The organism is Bordetella genomosp. 9 (assembly GCF_002261425.1).
Lineage (GTDB): Bacteria > Pseudomonadota > Gammaproteobacteria > Burkholderiales > Burkholderiaceae_B > Bordetella_C.
Map to the genome: position 1 here is coordinate 856861 of NZ_NEVJ01000001.1, position 15131 is coordinate 871991.

At 67.8% G+C, this 15131-nt stretch carries 16 protein-coding genes; 9 read left to right on the forward strand and 7 right to left on the reverse strand.

Annotated elements, in window-relative coordinates:
- Positions 1-39 precede the first annotated feature (39 nt).
- From CAL26_RS03860 to CAL26_RS03870, 3 genes are all read left to right on the forward strand, one after another.
- A complete protein-coding gene (locus CAL26_RS03860; RefSeq protein ID WP_094845575.1) occupies positions 40-966 on the forward strand; it encodes a LysR family transcriptional regulator in 927 nt (308 codons plus the stop codon).
- A gap of 138 nt (positions 967-1104) precedes the next feature.
- Entirely contained in the window at positions 1105-2166 is a 1062-nt protein-coding gene (locus tag CAL26_RS03865) for a Bug family tripartite tricarboxylate transporter substrate binding protein (protein WP_094845576.1), read from the forward strand.
- A gap of 23 nt (positions 2167-2189) precedes the next feature.
- Positions 2190-3002 (forward strand): amidohydrolase family protein, encoded by an 813-nt coding sequence (locus tag CAL26_RS03870; RefSeq protein ID WP_094845577.1) that lies wholly within the window; start codon positions 2190-2192, stop codon positions 3000-3002.
- A 31-nt stretch (positions 3003-3033) separates the two neighbouring features.
- On the opposite strand, the gene CAL26_RS03875 is transcribed toward CAL26_RS03870, so the two are convergent.
- A complete protein-coding gene (locus CAL26_RS03875) occupies positions 3034-4545 on the reverse strand; it encodes an FAD-dependent monooxygenase (protein ID WP_094845578.1) in 1512 nt (503 codons plus the stop codon).
- A 244-nt stretch (positions 4546-4789) separates the two neighbouring features.
- On the opposite strand from CAL26_RS03875, the gene CAL26_RS03880 reads away from it, so the two are divergent.
- The 3 genes from CAL26_RS03880 (at position 4790) to CAL26_RS03890 (ending at position 7060) form a co-directional block, all read left to right on the forward strand.
- Positions 4790-5302, forward strand: a complete 513-nt coding sequence (locus CAL26_RS03880) for a DUF1993 domain-containing protein (protein WP_094845579.1) — start codon at positions 4790-4792, stop codon at positions 5300-5302.
- 140 nt (positions 5303-5442) lie between these two features.
- The gene (locus tag CAL26_RS03885; protein WP_094845580.1) at positions 5443-6120 is read left to right on the forward strand and encodes an HAD family hydrolase; all 678 of its coding nucleotides are present in this window, start codon (positions 5443-5445) and stop codon (positions 6118-6120) included.
- A gap of 19 nt (positions 6121-6139) precedes the next feature.
- Positions 6140-7060 (forward strand): 2-deoxy-5-keto-D-gluconate 6-phosphate aldolase domain-containing protein, encoded by a 921-nt coding sequence (locus tag CAL26_RS03890; RefSeq protein WP_094845581.1) that lies wholly within the window; start codon positions 6140-6142, stop codon positions 7058-7060.
- A gap of 24 nt (positions 7061-7084) precedes the next feature.
- Here CAL26_RS03890 and CAL26_RS03895 read toward each other — a convergent pair whose 3' ends face one another.
- The gene (locus tag CAL26_RS03895; protein ID WP_306437086.1) at positions 7085-8080 is read right to left on the reverse strand and encodes a GGDEF domain-containing protein; all 996 of its coding nucleotides are present in this window, start codon (positions 8078-8080) and stop codon (positions 7085-7087) included.
- A 282-nt stretch (positions 8081-8362) separates the two neighbouring features.
- On the opposite strand from CAL26_RS03895, the gene CAL26_RS03900 reads away from it, so the two are divergent.
- Positions 8363-8962 (forward strand): YbhB/YbcL family Raf kinase inhibitor-like protein, encoded by a 600-nt coding sequence (locus tag CAL26_RS03900; protein ID WP_094845583.1) that lies wholly within the window; start codon positions 8363-8365, stop codon positions 8960-8962.
- On the opposite strand, the gene CAL26_RS03905 is transcribed toward CAL26_RS03900, so the two are convergent.
- The 3 genes from CAL26_RS03905 to CAL26_RS03915 are packed head-to-tail and all read right to left on the reverse strand — an operon-like array spanning position 8919 to position 11641.
- On the reverse strand, positions 8919-9545 hold the full coding sequence (locus tag CAL26_RS03905) for an alpha-ketoglutarate-dependent dioxygenase AlkB (protein WP_094845584.1): 627 nt from the start codon (positions 9543-9545) through the stop codon (positions 8919-8921). The genes CAL26_RS03900 and CAL26_RS03905 overlap by 44 nt on opposite strands.
- 11 nt (positions 9546-9556) lie before the next feature.
- On the reverse strand, positions 9557-10888 hold the full coding sequence (locus CAL26_RS03910) for a sensor histidine kinase (RefSeq protein WP_094846008.1): 1332 nt from the start codon (positions 10886-10888) through the stop codon (positions 9557-9559).
- A gap of 12 nt (positions 10889-10900) precedes the next feature.
- Complete coding sequence (locus CAL26_RS03915) at positions 10901-11641, reverse strand: response regulator (protein ID WP_094845585.1); 741 nt, start codon at positions 11639-11641, stop codon at positions 10901-10903.
- Positions 11642-11834: 193 nt separating this feature from the next.
- Between CAL26_RS03915 and CAL26_RS03920 the strand changes: the two genes are divergently transcribed.
- Both CAL26_RS03920 and CAL26_RS03925 read left to right on the forward strand, forming a co-directional pair.
- Positions 11835-12536, forward strand: coding sequence for a cytochrome c biogenesis CcdA family protein (locus CAL26_RS03920; RefSeq protein ID WP_094845586.1), 702 nt, complete (start codon positions 11835-11837; stop codon positions 12534-12536).
- A gap of 111 nt (positions 12537-12647) precedes the next feature.
- Positions 12648-13181, forward strand: a complete 534-nt coding sequence (locus tag CAL26_RS03925) for a thioredoxin family protein (RefSeq protein ID WP_094845587.1) — start codon at positions 12648-12650, stop codon at positions 13179-13181.
- On the opposite strand, the gene bioD is transcribed toward CAL26_RS03925, so the two are convergent.
- Together bioD and bioF are read right to left on the reverse strand one after the other, a co-directional pair.
- Positions 13096-13875: a dethiobiotin synthase gene (gene bioD / locus CAL26_RS03930; protein WP_094846009.1), complete on the reverse strand. Its 780-nt coding sequence runs from the start codon at positions 13873-13875 to the stop codon at positions 13096-13098. The genes CAL26_RS03925 and bioD overlap by 86 nt on opposite strands.
- Positions 13872-15080 carry an 8-amino-7-oxononanoate synthase gene (gene bioF / locus CAL26_RS03935; protein WP_094846010.1) on the reverse strand — a complete coding sequence of 403 codons (1209 nt, stop codon included), beginning with the start codon at positions 15078-15080 and terminating at the stop codon, positions 13872-13874. Before bioF ends, bioD begins: the two co-directional genes overlap by 4 nt.
- Positions 15081-15131 lie beyond the last annotated feature (51 nt).

The following is a 15131-nucleotide window of genomic DNA, read 5'->3' on the forward strand; positions in this document are numbered from 1 at the left end:
TGGCCAGCAAAATCCCCGGCGCCGCGCTTTAATAGCCGCATGCAAATCGATTTCCTGGGCATGCAGGCCTTCCTGGCCATCGTCGAACAAGGCGGCTTCCAGCAGGCGGCGGCGCATCTGTGCCTGTCGCAGACCGCCGTCAGCCACCGCATCCGCAAGCTGGAAGCCAGCCTGGGGGTCACCCTGCTGGCCCGCACCACCCGCGACGTCACCCTGACCGACGCCGGGCGGGCGCTGCTGCCGCGCGTGCGCGGCGCCATGCGCGAGTTCGAACTTTCCTACGATGCCTTGCGGCAGCACAGCAAAACCGCGCCGCAGTGGCTGGCCTTCGGCTGCCTGCCGACCCTAGCCGCGCACCGCATCGCGCCCGCGCTGACCCGCTTCCGCGCATTGCATCCGGCCATCGCCGTCCGCGTCTTCGACAACTCCATCCAGGAGATCGCCGAACTCACCCACGCGGAGACCACGCTGTTCGGGATCTCCGTCGCCACGTCCAACCCCTACAACCTGGCGGTGGAGCCCTGGGCCGACGAGCCTTTCGTGCTGGCCTGCCGCCCGGATCATCCGCTGGCCGCGCACGACGCCATCCATTGGGACCAGCTGAAAGGCGAAACGCTGATCCGCATCAGCCTGCCCGCCGGCAACAGCACCGCCATCGATGACGCCCTGGGCGAAAGAAGACTGGCGCTGCGCTGGTCCTATGAAACCCAGCACACCGCCGTCGCCCTGAATTTCGTGCGCGCGGGCCTGGGCCTGACCGTGGTGCCTGCGCTCTCCGTCGCGCCGGGCGACGATCTGGCCACGCGGCCTTTGCTGCAGCCCAGCATCTCCCGCAAGCTGGCGGTGCTCACGCGCCGTGGCGCTGTGCTTTCCGAGCCCGCGCGGACCCTGCGCGACCTGCTGGTCGACGCGCTGCGGGCCGGCCTGCCGTCGCACGACGACCCTGGGGCCGCGCGCGGCGGATGAACCGCACGAATAAATCCTCCCAAACAATTCATTTGTTCCCTCACGACCGCATCCCTAGACTTGCTGATTGACAGCAGGCCGCCGGGCGCAGCGTTTTCGCGTCCCGATGCGCGGCACATAACGACAGGGAGACGATTCATGAACCGACATGGCGTGGGCGATATGGGCACGCTGCCTATCCTCGGGGAGCCGCAAGGGCGGACGCGGACGTTGCGTCCGGCGCGCCGCGCGCGCTGGTTCGATGCCGCGCGCGGATTGGCCGGCGGCGTGGCGCTGCTGGCGGGCCTGTTGGTGGCCGCGCCGGCCGCCAACGCCAAGTATCCCGAGCAGCCGATCCGCTTCATCATCCCCTTCGGCCCAGGCGGGCTGGCGGATATCTCCATGCGCCTGGTCGCGCAGAAGATGGGCGAGCGCTACGGCGAAAAAATCATCGTCGAGAATCGTCCGGGCGCCGGCGGCATCGTCGCCGGCACCGCGACCCTGAACGCGGCGCATGACGGCTACACGTTCATCGCCTTTTCCAACGGCACGGCCATCAGCAAGTCGCTGTTCAAGCTGCCCTACGATCCGGTACAGGACTTCACGCCCGTCTCGACGGTGGCGTATTTCGACCTGATCCTGGTGACCAAGGCCAAGGGGGCGCTGCATTCCGTCGCCGACGTGCTGGCCGAGGCAAAGAAACGGCCCATCGTGCTGGGCACCATCAACCCGGGCAGCACCCAGAACCTGTCCGCCGAACTGTTCAAGTCCACGTCGCGGCTGAACGCCTCGGTCATTCCCTTCAAGACGACCTCGGACGTGGTGTCCGCGCTGATCCGCGGCGACGTCGACGTCGCGTTCGAATCGTATGCGGCGGTGAAGGGCATCGTCGATTCCGGCCAGATCGTGCCGATCGCGGCGACCGGTACGCAGCGGTCGGCCTGGCTGCCGCAGGTCCCGACGGTGCGGGAAAGCGGCCTCGATTATGACGTGACGGGCTGGAACGCCATCTTCGCGGCGAAAGGCGTCCCGGAAGAAGCCGTCAAGGTGATGAACACGCAGTTGAACGAAGTGCTGCAAATGCCTGACGTCAAGCAGCGCTTTCGCGACCTGGGCACCGAAGCCAAGGGCAGCACGCCCGACGAGATCGGCGCGACGCTGCGCGGCGATATCGACAAGTGGGCCAAGGTGATCCAGCAGGCAGGCATACAGCGCCAGTGATCGCCGTGAAAACAGGAGTACACATGAGCAGCACGAACTACCCGCCGGAAGGCCTTCTGGTCGACACCCACGTGCACGTCTTCAAGCAGGACATGCCGCTGATCCCGAACCCGCGCCACAGCCCGACCTACAGCTTCACCGTCGAGCAGCTGACCGGCGTGATGGACCAGCATGGCGTGCGCTACGCGGTGATCGCCGCCGCCAGCCCCTGGGGCGACTACAACGACTACGTGATCGATTCGGTGCGCGGCAACAAGCGGCTGCGCGGCACCATCATCGCCGAGCCGTCGATCGAACGGATGGTGCTGGACCAGATGGATCGCGACGGTATCGTCGGCGTGCGCCTGCCCTTCATCAGCATGCCGCAACTGCCCGACCTGGACAGCTGGGACTATCGCAAATTCCTGCGCCGCCTGGTCGACCTGGACTGGCACGTGCACGTGCATATCGACGGGCCGCGGTTGCCGCTGGTGTTGCCGTATCTGGAGCGATCGGGCGTCAAGATCGTGATCGATCACATCGGGCGGCCGGACCCGGCCAAGGGCATCGATAGCGACGGTTTTCGCGCCATGGTCGCGTCGGTGGAAAAAGGCCGTACGTGGGTCAAGCTGTCGGGCGCCTATCGCCTGGGCGACTATGCCCTGGGCTGCGCGCAGGAGCTGTGCCGGCGCGTCGGCTACGAAAAAATGTTCTGGGCCAGCGACTGTCCATTCGTCGGCGGCGAGAAGGACACGGACTATCGTCGCGCCATCGATTGGCTCAAGCAGGTGATCCCCGACGACGCCGCGCGCACCCGGGTGTACGGACCCAACGCGCTGGAGTTCTATTTCACCTGAAGACGCGGAGGCAGGGCGCCGCCAGCGACCTTCAGACGTCCGCTTCCAGGCGCTCCAGCGCGGCGATGACGGTGGCATCGTCCCCGGCACGCGTGCTGAGCGCCACGTAGGCATCGGGGCGGATCAGGTACACGTGGCCGGATTCGTAGGCAGGGTCGGCCGCGGCGACGGCGGCCACGGCTAGCGCGCGCGCACCCTGCGGCAGGTCCACGGCCGGCGCGTCCACCGACAGCACCGCGAAACGCCCGGTGCCCAGCAGGCCATACAGATTGCGGATATCGCTGTTGGTATCGCGCAGGCCGACGTCGGGCGCGCGGTCGCCGGGCAGGGGCCGTTCGGCGGCGCCGCGCGGCGTCTGCGTGAGCGGGCTGGCGTCGCGATAGTGCAGGTCCATTTCCGTCAGCTGGTCGACCATGCGCTGGCGCAATCCCGGTATGCGTGACAGCGTGCCCGCCGCCAGGTTGCGCAGTTCGCGCAGGATGGGATTGCGCAGCAGGGCGATCCTGGTCATATTGCCGGCGTTGCGCAGGACCTGGTCGCCGATGGCGCTGCGCTCCACCGAATAGCTGTCCAGCAGGGGCCCGGCGGCGTGGCCATGCCAGACCATGCCCAGCTTCCATGCGAGGTTGAAGGCATCCTGCATGCCGGTGTTCATGCCCTGGCCGCCGGCAGGACTGTGCACATGGGCGGCGTCGCCGCTCAGGAAGACGCGGCCGCGCCGGTAGTCCTTGACCTTGCGTTCGTTGATGCGGAAGCCGCTCAGCCAATAGGGATCGTGGGCGTGCAGGCCCCGCGGCCCGCGCGCATCCAGCACCGCCTGTATCTGTTCGAGCGTGGGCGTGGACGGGATGGTCCCGTCCGCCGTTCCCAGGTCGGCGATGACACGAAAGCGCTTGCCGCCCATGGGGAAGGCCACCAGCACGCCGTCCGGCTTCCAGCAGATCGTCAGCTCGTCCTGCGGCAAGTCGCCGTCCAGATGCACGTCGGCCAGCAGCCAGTCGGAAGGCAGGGTCTCGCCCTCGAACTGGCTGCCCAGCGTGTGCCTGACCGTGCTGTGCGCGCCGTCGCAGCCGCACAGATATGACGCGTCCATGGTTTCCTGCCGGCCGTCGGGATGGCGCAGCGTGGCGGTGACGCCATCGTCCCCGTTGTCCTGGAAGGCGACCAGTTCGACCCTGCGCTCGACGCGCGTCCCCAGGTCTTCCAGCTGTTCTTCCAGCAGGCGTTCGGTTTCGCTTTGCGGGATCATCAGCGCGTAATCGTAGGCGCTGCGCGCGATGTCGAAGCGCACGTGCGCCAGCATCGTGTCCTGCGCGAAGATGCGCGCGCCGCGCGCCCGTATGCCGGCGGCGATGAAGGCGTGGGCGCAGCCCTGGATCTCCAGCAATTCCAGCGTGCGCGACCAGATGACCAGCGCCTTGGACTTGTCGCTGCGGGCAAACGCCTTGTCGACGATGCGCACGTCGACGCCGCGGCGCTTCAGCGCCATCGCCAGGGTCAAGCCGACGGGACCTGCGCCTGCGACCAATACGGGGTGGTTCATGGGGTTGCTCCGTGATCCTGGATGACCGGCTACGATCGACGCCCGCGCCCGCGGCCGCCGACGCATTATGCCCGCGGCCGGGCGGCTGGCGGAAGCGGCGCGGCGGCCCGACGCAGCCATTCACCCGACTGCCGGCAGGGTTGTCCGCCGTACCGTCATCGGCGGGACGCTACTATGCGGCGATGCACGGCGTACGGTGCCCATCGTGGGCGCCTGCCGTTCCCGCGAACCGGAGTAGACCATCATGCCCTTGTCGATGTACCAGGCTTCCATCCCCGTTTTTGTCCGCGCGCTGAATGTCCTGAACGGCCTGCTGGACAAGGCCGAAGCGCACGCGGCCGATAAGGGCGTCGCGCTGTCGACGCTGGTGAACGCCCGCCTGGCGCCCGATATGTATCCGCTGTCAGGGCAAATTCAGCGCGCCAGCGACGGGGCCAAGTTCGCCATCAAGCGCCTGGCCGGCGTGGATGCGCCCAGCTTCGAGGATAACGAGACGACCTTTCCCGAGTTGCGCAAGCGGATCGCCGATACGATCGCCTGGCTGCAAAGCGTGCCGGCTTCCGCCCTGGAAGGCAGCGAAGCCAGGACCGTGCAACTCAGTTTCGGCGAACACAAGCAGTCGTTCCAGGGCGATGCCTATCTGCTGACGTTCGCCTTGCCGAACTTTTTCTTCCACGTCACGACCGCCTATGCCATCCTGCGCCATAGCGGCGTGCCGGTCGGCAAGATGGATTACCTGGGCTCGTATGCCGGGTGAACAAGCGTTACGGTAGGGCGATTGCCCCGCCGTGGCGGCGGGCTTACCATGAACCACCCGAAGTACCGGTATCCGGATAGCCCGCCGGGCGCGCGTGTCGCCGCGTTGGCCGCCGCCCGGTCCCATGGAGGCTCCACGGCATGCGCGATGAACCCTTAGTCCTGTTCGACGTCGACAACACCCTGTTCGACAATGACGGCATGACCCGTGCCCTGGACGAGTGGCTGCGCCACCTGCTGGGCGACGCGGCCGCGACGCGCTATCGGCAGGTCTACGAGCAGCGCCGCGACGAATTCGGCTATGCCGACTACCTGGGCAGCCTGCAGGTCCTGCGCGAACCCGGGGTGAATGACGCGGAACTGGTACAGGCGTCCACCTTCCTGCTGGAATATCCCTTCGCGCGCGGCGTGTTCCCCGGCGCCATGGATGCCCTGGCCAGCGCGGGCGATCCCTTCATACTTTCGGATGGCGACGTGGTGTTCCAGCCGCACAAGGTGCGCCGCGCCGGCCTGTGGGATGCCGTGCAAGGCCGCGTGCTTATCCACGTGCACAAGGAAAAAGTGCTGGCGCGGATCGCCGCCGACCACCCCGCGCCGCACTACATCGTGCTGGACGACAAGCTGCGCCTGCTGGCCGCCATCAAGCAGGCCTGGGGCGACAAGGTAACCACCGTCTTCGTGCGCCAGGGCCATTACGCCCTTGACGCCAAGGCCAACGCGGATTACCCGCCCGCCGACGTTACGCTCGACCACATCGGCCAGTTCGCCGATGCCGATATTCCCGCCCGCTCCCGCCCGCCGCGGGCCCGCGGCGTTTGATCCTACCCAGGAGGCCGCCATGCAACCCGGTTACGAACAAGCCCTGTATCTGCTCCCTTTCGACCACCGCAATTCGTACGTCAAGAGCATGTTCCACTACACGCCACCGCTCAGCGCGGCGCAACAGGCGCAGGTGGAAGACAGCAAGAACCTGATCTATGAAGGCTTCCTGCACGCGGCCGGCGGCGGCCTGGCCAAGGAGCATGCCGGCATCCTGGTGGACGAGGAATTCGGCACGCCTATCCTGCGCGACGCCCGCAAGCGCGGCTATGTGGTGGCCCTGTCCGTCGAACGCAGCGGTTCCGACGAATTCCACTTCGAGTATGGCGACGATTACGCGGACCATATCGAGGAATTCGACCCGGCCTTCGCCAAGGTGCTGGTGCGCTACAACCCGGAAGACGACGACGCCATGAACCGCCGCCAGGCGGCGCGGCTGCGCAGCCTGTCGGAGTACTGCCGCGGCGCCAATCGCCGCCTGATGTTCGAGCTGCTGGTGCCGGCCACCGACGCGCAGATGGCCAGCGTCGGCGGCGACAAGGACGCCTACGATCTGCGTCTGCGCCCCGATCTGATGATCGAGGCGATGCGCGCGCTGCAGGATGCCGGCGTGGATCCCGACGTCTGGAAGATCGAAGGCCTGGACCGCCGGGAAGATTGCGAGCGCGTCGTTCAGCAGGCGCGGCGCGGGGGCCGTGACCGCGTGGGCTGCATCGTGCTGGGACGCGGTGCCGACGACGCCAAGGTGCGCATGTGGCTGGAAACCGCCGCGTCGGTCCCGGGCTTCATCGGTTTCGCGGTGGGACGCACCAGCTTCTTCAGCGCCGTCGCCGACTACGAGGCCAAGAAGATCAGCCGTGAAGAGGCGGCCCGGCGCATCGGCACGCAGTACGCGCAGTGGGTCGATATTTTCGAGCGGGCGCGCGATTCGGCCGCCTGATCCGGGGGCCTGCCGACACGGCGGTCAGCGCATCCGGGCGCGGCGCGCGCGCTTGTTCTGGTACATCGCGCCGTCGGCGGCCTGCAGCAGGGACTCCAGCCGATAGCCGGTATGCTCGTTCACGGTGGCGCAGCCTATGCTGGGCAGCAGTTCGTAGATGCGGGTGGAGTCGTCGCCGGCCTGCTCGAAAGACTGGCGCAGCCGTTCGCTGACCACGCTTGCCTGTGGCGCGTCGACATTGCTGAGCAGCGCCACGAATTCGTCGCCGCCCAGGCGCGCCAATACATCGGAATCGCGCAGCGTACCGCGCAGGATTTCCGCGAATGCCGCCAGCGCCTGGTCGCCTTCGGCATGGCCGTGCGTGTCGTTGATGGCCTTGAAGTGATCCACGTCCAGCAGCATCAGCGTCACCGGCAAGCGCAGCCGCTCGCACAGTGACAACACGTGCTGGCTCAGGATCTCGAAACCCCGGCGATTGCTCAGGCCGGTCAGATGGTCGACCGTGGCGGTGTGCAGCGACGCCAATTCCTGTTCGACCATCTTGGCCAGGTCCTGCAGCAGGGCGCGGTCTTCATCGCTCAATTGGCGCGGCTCGGTATCGACTAGGCACAGCGTGCCCACCCGCATGCCGTTGTCCACGTTGAGCGGGCAGCCCGCGTAGAAGCGGATGCCCGGGTTGCCGGTAACCAGGGGGTTGTCGAAGAAGCGGCCATCGTCGCGGGCGTCCGGGATTTCAAGCACGGCGTCGTGCAGTATCGCGTGGGCGCAGAACGAGACGTCGCGCGGCGTTTCGGCGACGTCCAATCCTTGGTGCGATTTGAACCATTGGCGATTGACGTCGACCAGGCTGACCAGCGCGATGGGCACGCCGAACATGCGCTTGGCCAGGCGGGTCAGCCGGTCGAAGCGCTCTTCGGGCAGCGTGTCGAGGATTTGCAGCGAGCGCAGCCGCGCGATGCGGGCGGACTCGTTCAGGGGTATGGCGGCAGGTTGCATGGGCACGGAAGGAAGCGGTGGCACGCCGTGACGCCCGGGCCATGAGCAGGCCGGCGCCCCGGGACCGGTTCTTTTCGGGACAAGACTGACGGTACCATCGGGTGGATGAGGTGTAAACCTCGGCGGTCCGCCATATGTAGCAGGTGCTTGCGCAAGTGCCGGCAGCCTAGTCCAATGCTCAGCAGGCGACGTCGATTCGGATGGCGCCCGCCTGCCGCGTGCGGAACCATCGTGTCCCGGTTCTGTCTGTCATGCGTCTCGTGGCTGCCGTCGCGGCGCCGGGGCGTTCCATACAAGGAGCTGCAGATGGTCCGTTCCATGGGTTTGCGTAGCGTAGGCGTCGCCGCCGGCGCGCTGTGCCTGAGCTGGGCGCTATCCGCCCAGGCCGCACAGCCTTTCGAACTGGTCGCGAAGGGATTGCACGACAATGGCTCGCTGAGCCGCGCCAACGCGGCCAGCGCCAAGGACGCCACCGGCGCGATGTGCGGCGGCGAGAACGTATCGCCGGAGCTGTCCTTCAACAACGCGCCGAAGGGTACCAAGAGCTACGCCGTCACGGTCTACGATCCCGACGGCGCGACGGGGCTGGGCATCGTCCATTGGGTGGTGTACGGCATCCCCGCGTCGACCAAGACGCTGGCGCGCGGCGTCGGCGCGAAGGGGCCGGAGGGTTCCACGCCGGGCACCAACCGCACGAACGGGCCGGGCTACTACGGCCCTTGTCCGCCGATGGGGGACAAGCCGCATCACTACATCTTCCAGGCCTATGCCCTGGACCTGGAGCCCGGCGCCTTGAAGCAGGGCTTGAAGCGGGATGAGCTGATCGAGGAAATGCGCGGGCACGTGCTCGGATATTCCAGCGTCATGCTCCGCTACGGCCGTCCGGCGAAATCCGGGATGAAGTGACGTCGCGTTCGCGGGCCAGGCCGCGCGCCGACAGGCGCCGGAAGGTCACCGACCAGCGCCGCGCCGTCATGGGCGCGATGCTGTGCTCCCATTCGTGCCGTATCTCTCCAGCCAGGTGATACGCGGAACGGGGCGCCATCGCCAGGCCCAGGCGCTTGAACTTGCCATTCGCCAGCCGCCGCCGGAAACGCATGGTCGCCGGAGCGCCCAGCGATATGCCGATGACATCTTCGAACTCCGGACGGTCGCGGTGCCAGCCTATCCCCGCGCCGGGTTCGTACAGCGTGACCAGGGCCTGTACGAACAGGGGCGCCTCGAGGCCGGCGAATGCGGCCGCGCGCTCGCGCAGCGGGAGCAGGAAGCCGGGTATGGCTTCGGCCGGTTCGAACGTGCCTGCGCCGAAGTCATACTTCCAGCCGTAGGTCCTGGTCAGCCGCCGGCCTTCCCATTGCTGGAAGCGGAAGGGCTGCAGCTCCACCGCTTGCAATGCGGCCAGCAATCGATGTTCTTCCGCCACGCCGAGGATGTCCTGCATCACGACGGGCCCGGCGGGAACCGGTGTGCCGAACAGATCGGCCTGCATGTCGCGCTTCCTTACTCCAAATCCGCCAGCCGCAGCTCGGCGCGCAGGCCGCCGCCACCGCGGTTGGTGAGGGATAGCGTGCCGCCCGTGACGGCGGCCAGCTGGCTGGCGATGGCCAGGCCCAGGCCGGTTCCGCCGGTGTCCCGGTTGCGGGAGCCTTCGAGCCGGTAGAACGGCTGCAGTACGTCCCGCAGCTTGTCGTCCGGAATGCCGGGGCCGCGGTCCAGGACAGATACCGTCAGCCCGCCATCGTCGCGCGGCGCGACGTGGACTTCCGCCGTCCCGCCGCCGTACTTGAGGGCGTTGTCGATCAGGTTGCCCAGCAGCCGCCGCAGCGCGTGCGGCCGCGTCAGCAGGGGCGATACGCGGGGCGCGCCGGACAGGCTCACGTCCTTGCCCGTGTCCTGGTAATCGCACACCAGGCTGTCCAGGAAGGCGCACAAATCCAGGCGCGCGGGCTTTTCCATGGCGCCGTGGGCCGTGCGGGCATAGGCCAGGCCTTCGCGCACCAAGCGCTCGACTTCGTCCAGGTCCTGGGTGAGCTTGGCCTTGTCGACCGAATCGTCCATCAGTTCGGAACGCAGCTTCATGCGCGTGATCGGCGTCTGCAGGTCGTGCGAGATCGCGCCCAGTATGCGCATGCGTTCCGCCAGGTGGCTCGCAATGCGATCCTGCATCGCGTTGAACGCGGTGGCGGCGTGCGCGACCTCCAGCGGTCCCTGCTCGTCCAGCCGCGGCCCCGTCCTGTTGGGGTCCAGGGTATCGGCGGCATTGGCCAGGCGCGTCAGCGGCCGCACCGCCAGGCGCACCGCGTACCAGGCGCAGCCCACCAGCAGCAGCAGCTGCAGCGCCAGTACCAGCGGCAGCCACATCGCCATCGGCATCATCAACATATTGATGTCCAGGGTGACGGGGCTGCCATCGAGCAGCCGCGTGATGGCCTGGATATGCTTGGATTGGCCGGGCATCTCGCGCACCTTGACTTCACGGCCCGGCAAGGCCCGTTCGATGGTGGCCGCGGCGGAGCGCGCCGCCAGCGTCGTCAGGGGCTGGTCGGCCACCCCGGCGCTCAGCAGATAGGTGCGAGTCGAGGTATTCAGGCGCGGCAGCCACGCGGCGCGTTCCTCCGGCGGCAGGCGGTCCAGGATGTCGATGGCGAGCGCGACTTCGCTTTCCAGGTTGCCCAGCATCATGGACTTGCCGGCTTCGTAGCGTTCATAGAACAGCAGCGCCAGCGACATGACCTGGGCGACGATCAGGCCTATCAGGAAGATCACGAACAACCGCACGACCAGCGTACGCGGCCACAAGGCGACGCGTCGTGCGGAGAGGGCGGCGGGCATCTTCATTCTGCTTCAGTCGTCGCCTTCGGTCACTTCGACGGTCGACGCGAAAACATAGCCTTCGCTGCGCACCGTCTTGATGAACATGGGTTCGCGGGCATCCTCGCGCAGGCGCTGGCGCAGCCGGCTGACCAGCAGGTCGATCGAACGTCCGAAGACGTCCGCGTCGCGCCCCTGGGTCAGGTTCAGCAGCTGGTCGCGCGTCAACACGCGTTGAGGATGGTCCAGGAAGACCCGCAGCATGCGGTACTCGGCGCCGCTCAGCGACACCACGGTACCGTCCGCGTCCAGCAGATGGCGCGCGGTGGTGTCCAGCCGCCACTCGCCGAAGCGGATCTGCCGTCCGGATTCGGTCACCTGGAAATTGGGCGGCAGCATGCGGGTGCGCCGCAGGACGGCCTTGATGCGGGCCAGCAGTTCGCGGGCGACGAAGGGTTTCACCAGATAGTCGTCGGCCCCCATCTCCAGGCCGAGGACGCGGTCCATGTCGTCGCTGCGCGCCGTCAGCAGCATGATGGGGATGCGCTTGTGCCTGCCGCCGCGCAGCTCGCGGCACAGGACCAGGCCATCATCGCCCGGCATCATGATGTCCAGCACGATCAGGTCGAACGTGGCGCTTTCCAGCAGCGCGCGCATCTGCCTGCCGTCGGCGGCGAAGCTGACGTTCAGGCCGTTCTTCTTGAGGAAGTTGCCGGCCAGTTCGCGGATTTCGCGATCGTCGTCGACGATCAGGATGTGATCGACATGATCCATGGGTTTTGCCTTTCTGGGTCTGCCCGAGCCGGCAGAGCGCATGATCGCTTTATACCGTCGCCCGGGTCGGCGTTTGTGTCGTACTGTATACGCTCCAGGGCGGGATACAAAAGCGCGGAAAAAACCCCGTTTGCGGGCACAGGCCGGATACCTGGGGGCGCTGGAATGTGGGCTCTTGATACGGGAGACCCCCATGGATTTGATCGATCCTCCCCTCGCGCTGCTGGCCGGCGTGCTGACCATCGCCTCGCCCTGCGTGCTGCCGCTGCTGCCGGTGGTGCTGGGCAGCTCGGTGGAACGCGCCGGGCGGCTGCGGCCGCTGTTCATCGTGGCGGGCTTCGTGCTGGCGTTCGCCGCGCTGGGCATCCTGCTGGGGCTGCTGTCGCATTCGTCCGGCCAAGTGCAGGAAGCGGTGCGGTCGACCTCGATCGTACTGCTGGCCTTGTTCGGCCTGGCCCGGCTATGGCCGCGGCCGTACGACTGGCTGATGGCCCGGCTGGGCGGTCCCGTGCAGCGCGTCGCGGCGCTGGGGGCGAACGCCGGCAGCGGCAATGCCGGCGGTTTCCTGCTGGGCATGTCGCTGGGTGCGGTATGGACGCCCTGCGCGGGGCCGGTGCTGGCTTCCATCCTGTTGCTCGCCGCGCGCGCCCAGGATGTCGGCCAGTCCAGCCTGCTCCTGCTGCTGTACGCCATCGGGGCGGGCATCCCCATGTTGGCCATCGCCTATGGCGGCAAGCTCGTCGTCGGCCGCGTGCGCCGCGTGGCGCGACACGCGGCGAGCCTGCAGCGGGCCTTTGGCGTCCTGCTCATTCTGACGGCGGCCGCCATCTATTTCCAATACGACGTGCTCGCGTATGCGTGGATCGCCGGGCTGTTCGGCGGCGCCGCCCCATGAACCGCTGAACCGCTGAACCGCTGGAGCACACCCGCGCGGGTGTGGGGCTCGCGCAACCAGGCATTCGAATCATTTTCCGCACCAACCAAGGACGACCCGAGGAGACCTCTCATGCTGACATTCAAGAAATTCGCCCTGGCGGCCGTATTCGCCCTCTCTGCCCTGCCGCTCGCGGGGATGGCGCAGGCCGCGCAGCCGGCGGCGCAGGCGCCGGCCTTCACCGGCATAGAAAAGTGGCTGAACAGCGAGCCGCTGGACCTGGCCGCGCTGCGGGGCAAGGTGGTGCTGGTGGACTTCTGGACCTACACCTGCATCAATTGCATCCGCACGCTGCCCTACGTGAAAAGCTGGCATGAGAAGTACAAGGACCAGGGCCTGGTGGTGGTGGGCGTGCATACGCCCGAGTTCGCCTTCGAACGCTCCACCAGGAATGTGCAGGACGCCATCAAGCGTTTCGGCATCACCTACCCCGTGGCGCAGGACAACACGTACGCGACCTGGGAGGCCTATCGCAATGTCTACTGGCCGGCGTTCTACCTGGTCGACAAGCAGGGCAGGATCATCTACACGCACTTCGGCGAAGGCCAGTACAAGGAGACGGAAGCGATGATCCAGCAGGCCCTGGCGCAGCCGGCCGCGGGATGAGCGCCCCGACGTCCAGGCAGGCAGCCGCGGCCTGGCCGGTGGGCGCCGGCAACCACGGAATGGCGCCGAGCAGGGGGGCGCCATGAAGGCGCGCCAGGCGTACACGCAGCGTCTCCAGGTTTTCCTGGCCTAGCGGCATGGCGGGATCGATGCCGTTGGCGATCCAGCCCGCCATGCGCAGGCCGCACGCCGCGATGGCTTCGGCGGTTAGCAAGGCGTGGTTCAGGCAGCCCAGCCGCATGCCCACCACCAGGATGACCGGCAAGGCCAGTGCGCGCGCCAGGTCGCCGGTATCGCGGTCGTCGTCCAGCGGGACGCGGAAGCCGCCCACGCCTTCGACGATGGTGATGCGCGCGCGGGTTGACACGTCGCGATGGCAGCGCACGATGTGGCCGATGTCCAGCGTGACGCCTTCCTGCCGGGCGACCAGATGCGGGGCCGCCGCCGCGCGCAGCAGGAAGGGCGTGGACAGCGCGCGCGGCACGGCGACCGTGGCGGCGTCGGCCAGCAGATCTGCGTCGTCGTTGCGCCAGGTGCCGCCGGCATCCTGTTGCGCGCCCGCGGCGATGGGCTTCATCGCCGCGGTGGACAGTCCGTGGGCCGCGAAGGCGTGCAGCAGGGCGCAAGCGGCCAGGGTTTTGCCGATCTCGGTGTCGGTGCCCGCCACGAAGTAGGAGGCCTGATGATGCGTCATGGCGTGCATGTCCGGTCCGCCGCCTGGGACGCCGCCATCAGAGCCGCGCCCAGGCGTTCGATATCGGCCGGTTCATGCGCCGCCGAAAGCGACAGCCGCAGCCGGGCGGTGCCGGGCGGCACCGTGGGCGGCCGGACCGCGGGCACCCAGAACCCTCGTTCCATCAGCGCGTCGGCCAGCCGCAGGGCGGCTTCGTTGGCGCCGATCACGATGGGCAGGATGGGCGTGGGCGCAGGCGTGGCCGAGCCCGCCCACGCGGTCCGCGCGATGAACGCTTGCATGGTATCGATGTGCGCCCGCAGCGCGCGGCGTCTCGCCGCGCCCTCGGTCCCGCGCAGCAAGGCGATGCTGGCGTTCGCGGCATGGGCCAGCGCGGGCGCGGCGGCGGTGGTGAAGATATAGGTCCGCGCGCGCTGCACCAGCCATTCGATGACCGTCTCTTCCGCCACGACGAATGCGCCCGCCACGCCCGCGGCCTTGCCCAGCGTGCCCATGTAGACCATTAGCGGCGATCGCAAACCTGCCGCCGCCACCGTGCCGGCGCCATCGGCGCCGTGCACGCCGAAGCCATGGGCATCATCCACCACCAGCCAGGCCTGGTGCCTTTCGGCCAGCGCGACGAGTTCGCCCAACGGCGCCACGTCGCCGTCCATGCTGAAGACGGCGTCGGTCACGATCATTTTCGGGCCGCCGCCACGGTCCTCGTCGAGCATGGCGGCCAGCGCCACGGCGTCCGCGTGAGGATAGATGCGCACGCGGGCCCGCGACAGCCGCGCGCCGTCGATCAGCGACGCATGGTTCAAGGCATCGGAGTAGATCGTCGCATCGCGTCCCGCCAGCGCGCCGAGTATCGCCAGGTTCGCCATATAGCCCGTGGAAAACGACAGGGCGCGCGGGTGCCGGGCGAAGCCTCCGGCGTATTCGGCAAGCGTGTCTTCCAGCACGGCGTGCGCGCGGGAATGTCCGCCGAGCAGGTGCGAACCGCCGCTGCCCGCGCCATAGCGGCGCGCGCCGGCGGCGATCGCATCGATCAGCACCGGGTGGCTGGCCAGGCCAAGATAGTCGTTGCTGGCGAAGGCGACCAGGTCGGCGCCATCGATACGGATACGCGGGGCGCATGGCGTATCGGCGACGCGCCGGCGCCGCGCCAGCGCCCGCGACCGCAGATCTGCCAGGCCGCGTGCCAGCACGTCCGCCGGCGTCATGACGTCCGGGGTTTCGGAAAGAGGATGGCTCATACCGGTCATACCATTCAC

Excerpts from the sequence above, each read along its gene's own strand:
- CAL26_RS03915 (WP_094845585.1), bottom strand. The coding sequence starts at position 11,641 with ATGGATCATGTCGATCACATCCTGATCGTCGACGACGATCGCGAAATC.
- CAL26_RS03910 (WP_094846008.1), bottom strand. The coding sequence starts at position 10,888 with ATGCCCGCCGCCCTCTCCGCACGACGCGTCGCCTTGTGGCCGCGTACG.
- CAL26_RS03880 (WP_094845579.1), top strand. The coding sequence starts at position 4,790 with ATGCCCTTGTCGATGTACCAGGCTTCCATCCCCGTTTTTGTCCGCGCG.
- CAL26_RS03905 (WP_094845584.1), bottom strand. The coding sequence starts at position 9,545 with ATGCAGGCCGATCTGTTCGGCACACCGGTTCCCGCCGGGCCCGTCGTG.
- CAL26_RS03870 (WP_094845577.1), top strand. The coding sequence starts at position 2,190 with ATGAGCAGCACGAACTACCCGCCGGAAGGCCTTCTGGTCGACACCCAC.
- CAL26_RS03860 (WP_094845575.1), top strand. The coding sequence starts at position 40 with ATGCAAATCGATTTCCTGGGCATGCAGGCCTTCCTGGCCATCGTCGAA.
- CAL26_RS03885 (WP_094845580.1), top strand. The coding sequence starts at position 5,443 with ATGCGCGATGAACCCTTAGTCCTGTTCGACGTCGACAACACCCTGTTC.
- CAL26_RS03920 (WP_094845586.1), top strand. The coding sequence starts at position 11,835 with ATGGATTTGATCGATCCTCCCCTCGCGCTGCTGGCCGGCGTGCTGACC.
- bioF (WP_094846010.1), bottom strand. The coding sequence starts at position 15,080 with ATGACGCCGGCGGACGTGCTGGCACGCGGCCTGGCAGATCTGCGGTCG.
- bioD (WP_094846009.1), bottom strand. The coding sequence starts at position 13,875 with ATGACGCATCATCAGGCCTCCTACTTCGTGGCGGGCACCGACACCGAG.
- CAL26_RS03900 (WP_094845583.1), top strand. The coding sequence starts at position 8,363 with ATGGTCCGTTCCATGGGTTTGCGTAGCGTAGGCGTCGCCGCCGGCGCG.
- CAL26_RS03925 (WP_094845587.1), top strand. The coding sequence starts at position 12,648 with ATGCTGACATTCAAGAAATTCGCCCTGGCGGCCGTATTCGCCCTCTCT.
- CAL26_RS03875 (WP_094845578.1), bottom strand. The coding sequence starts at position 4,545 with ATGAACCACCCCGTATTGGTCGCAGGCGCAGGTCCCGTCGGCTTGACC.
- CAL26_RS03890 (WP_094845581.1), top strand. The coding sequence starts at position 6,140 with ATGCAACCCGGTTACGAACAAGCCCTGTATCTGCTCCCTTTCGACCAC.
- CAL26_RS03865 (WP_094845576.1), top strand. The coding sequence starts at position 1,105 with ATGAACCGACATGGCGTGGGCGATATGGGCACGCTGCCTATCCTCGGG.